A 3407-nucleotide genomic window follows, 5' to 3' on the forward strand; every position below is an offset into this window, starting at 1 on the left:
CCCGAGATTCGTCGGATGCTTTACGAGCCGAACACGCCCGTGCTGGGAGGCGTAGGTCTCGACGGCATGTGCCATCCCGTCCACGGAGCCGTCGTCGATCACAAGAATTTCGGAGCTTATCCCGGACAGATTATTATCGAGCCACTCGTTCAGGCTGTTGATGTTGGCGACAATAACCTTCTCCTCATTGTAGCCCGGAATGACTACCGTAAGCTCCACAGCCGAGTCGACCATCCAATAACTTCCAGTCTAGCCTTTGCGCGATAGCCGTAAGGGCGCGTTGGGACGCTACAAATACGGGAAAAAACGCATCAGTCCAAGTGTGACGTTCAATGCCCGATCAGCCTCATAGATGCTCTTCCCGTCCCGATACGACTGATCTTTTCCAGGCTAGATCAAGATATTCAGTCTCATCATCGAGTCGCTTGATCCCATCATCACGGTTCGGATAGACGAGTGCGCATGGAAAAATTCAACATCCTGAGTCATGCGCAAGAATCACGCAACGATTCGAGAGCGTCATTAGTGTCAAAGAGGCGCCAGTGAAGAAGATTGCAACTATACTTGGCGCGCGCCCGCAATTCATCAAGGCCAGTGTTGTCTCCGAGGCGATCGTCCGTTGCGGAGGCGCTCTAAACGAAGTGGTCATGCACACGGGCCAACATTTCGAGCCAAATACGTCCGACATATTCTTTTCGGAACTTAGGATGCCTGCCCCCACCTACGAGTTCAATATCCATGGCGGCGGTCACGGGGAAATGACCGGGCGTATGCTGATCGAGATCGAACGTGCTCTTGTGTTCGAGGTCCCGAATGCCGTGCTGGTTTATGGTGACACCAACTCAACGCTCGCCGGCGCTCTCGCCGCGAGCAAGCTTGGCATCCCCGTCGCGCATGTCGAGGCGGGCTTGCGCTCCTTCAATATGACGATGCCCGAGGAAATCAATCGTATCCTTACCGACCGCATCTCGCGGTGGCTGTTTACGCCGACGAAGGCCGCAAGTGAACAGCTCCTGCGGGAAGGCATAGCCAAAACGCAAATCGTGCCGGTTGGGGACGTCATGTATGACGTCGCGCTCAAGTATGGTTCACGCCTAGACCTGACGAAGGGCATCGTCGGAACGCTCGGGCTGCAGCCGGGTCAATACGTCCTTGCGACCGTGCACCGCGCGGAGAACACGAACAGCGCTTCGAGATTCGAAACGATCGTGAGTGCCCTCCTCAAAATTGCCGAACATATGACGGTCGTGTGGCCGCTACACCCGCGTGTGCGCAATCTTCTCGTATCGCAAGGTCGCATGGCGCTAGTCTCCGGCAACTTGCACATGATCGAGCCGGTCGGCTACCTCGACATGGTTCAACTGGAGAAACACGCCGCAGTGATTGCCACTGACTCAGGCGGTGTGCAGAAGGAAGCGTTTTTCCATCGCGTCCCTTGCGTCACCATTCGAGACGAAACGGAATGGGTCGAACTGGTTCAGGCAGGCTGGAACCGGCTAGCACCCCCAACCAGCGCTACCGCGGTTGTCGCGGCTATCAAAGATGCGATCGGATCACGAGGAGCCGATATCGAACCTTACGGCAGTGGAGATACCGCGGATAGAATCGTGAACACTCTGCGAAATGACCTACGGGCATGACGGGCATCTTTGGTGGAAGCCATACTTATCGCCCACGCGCTCTGGATCGATGAACCCATTCCGCAAGAACTGCGTCCACATGTCGGCGGTATCGTTAGTGCCTTTCCCGCACCGCGGAAAATCGGATGTCCGGCCATTGCTCGATCGCGTAGCTCAACGCCCAGGCGTTCCTCGCGAGGAACACGAGCGCCGAGTCCTTATCCCGTGCGATGCTCGAGTTATGGGCTTCGGAAAATTGCTGCAGACGTTCCGCCTTGTCACTGGACACCCACCTCGCTGTTTCGTAGGGCGCGGACTCAAGTCTGACAGCAACGCCATATTCCTGATTTAATCGCGCGACCAGCACATCCAATTGAAGCGATCCAACAGCGCCCAGGATCGGCCACGATCCCGTAATTGGCCGGAATACTTGCACAACTCCTTCTTCGGCCATGTCGTTTAACCCCTTGTTGAGCTGCTTCGATCGCATAGCGTCTTCCATACCGATACGGCGTAACACCTCCGGAGCGAAGTTTGGAATTCCTTCGAACCTGAGAATTTCGCCTTCGGTGAGAGTGTCCCCAACGCGCAACGTGCCGTGGTTTGGAATGCCGATAATGTCGCCCGGGAACGCTTCGTCGATCGTTTCCCGCTGTTGAGCGAAGAAGAAAATGGGCGCGCTGATTGTCATCGATCGGCGTTCTCGCGCATTGAGCAGTTTCATCCCTCGCCGAAACTTACCCGAGCACAAGCGCACGAATGCGACACGATCCCGATGGTTCGGGTCCATGTTGGCTTGAACCTTGAAAACAAAGCCAGTGACGGAACTCTCCTCCGGAACGACAACGCGTTCGCTGGCCTTGCGCGGCAACGCTCCTGGCGCCCATCGCACTAAGAAATTGAGCAACTCTTCGACGCAGAAATCCTTAAGGGCGCTTCCAAAAATGACTGGAGACAGATGTCCTTCCAAGAACGCCTGAGCATCGAATTGGGGAAGACTGCTGAGACATAGCGCGAGGCTTTCGAGCGCTGGCTCCGCAATCCGCTTTTCAATTATCGGATGAGACGAGATCGAACTTAAATCTTTGATCTCCTCAACGCGCTCAAATCCACCCGTCCGTGCTTGCTTAGGGAGCAGCAGGCGCAACCCTTCGATGTCCAGGCATCCGCGGAAATCGACTCCCATGCCGATGGGCCAAGTCAAAGGCGTCAGATCCAATGCCAGGCCGGACGAGATTTCATCCAGCAGCGCCAGGGGGTCCAAGCCTTCACGATCGACCTTGTTGATGAATGTGATGATTGGGATGTCGCGCAGGCGGCACACTTCAAATAGTTTGCGTGTCTGGCTCTCTATTCCTTTCGCAGCGTCAATGACCATGACGGCAGCGTCAACCGCGCTTAATGTCCGGTAGGTGTCTTCGCTGAAATCGGCGTGCCCTGGCGTATCGAGAAGGTTGAATACCATCCCGCCGTATTCGAACGTCATGACAGTGCTGCTGACTGAGATTCCCCGCGACTGCTCGATTTCAAGCCAATCGGAGCGTGTCCGTCTGCGCTCGCCGCGCGCTTTGACATGCCCCGCCATCTGGATTGCACCACCAAACAGCAGCAGTTTCTCCGTCAACGTTGTCTTGCCGGCATCCGGATGCGAAATAATCGCGAAATTACGCCGTCTCTCGGCTGGCGACAATTTTGCTTGATCGGCCGACGGGTCGTCGGCGGGCATTTGAAGCATTGGATAGTCCGCTATTTTGAATGTTAACGCGCATGCATGCAGGCAGACAGGGG

3 protein-coding genes are annotated in these 3407 nt (G+C 55.9%); 1 reads left to right on the forward strand and 2 read right to left on the reverse strand.

From position 1 onward, the window contains the following. Nucleotides 1-234: glycosyltransferase (locus AB7F49_RS39020; RefSeq protein WP_428533296.1), on the reverse strand; the 234-nt coding region annotated here is incomplete at its 3' end. A gap of 308 nt (nt 235-542) precedes the next feature. Between AB7F49_RS39020 and wecB the strand changes: the two genes are divergently transcribed. Beyond that, nucleotides 543-1640: a non-hydrolyzing UDP-N-acetylglucosamine 2-epimerase gene (gene wecB / locus AB7F49_RS39025; RefSeq protein ID WP_428533299.1), complete on the forward strand. Its 1098-nt coding sequence runs from the start codon at nt 543-545 to the stop codon at nt 1638-1640. A gap of 94 nt (nt 1641-1734) precedes the next feature. Here wecB and AB7F49_RS39030 read toward each other — a convergent pair whose 3' ends face one another. After that, on the reverse strand, nt 1735-3345 hold the full coding sequence (locus AB7F49_RS39030) for a peptide chain release factor 3 (protein WP_428533302.1): 1611 nt from the start codon (nt 3343-3345) through the stop codon (nt 1735-1737). Nucleotides 3346-3407 lie beyond the last annotated feature (62 nt).

The organism is Pseudorhodoplanes sp. (assembly GCF_050250235.1).
Taxonomy (GTDB): domain Bacteria; phylum Pseudomonadota; class Alphaproteobacteria; order Rhizobiales; family Xanthobacteraceae; genus Pseudorhodoplanes.

Coding starts and splice junctions, on each gene's coding strand:
- AB7F49_RS39030 (WP_428533302.1), bottom strand. CDS start 3,345: ATGCCCGCCGACGACCCGTCGGCCGATCAAGCAAAATTGTCGCCAGCC.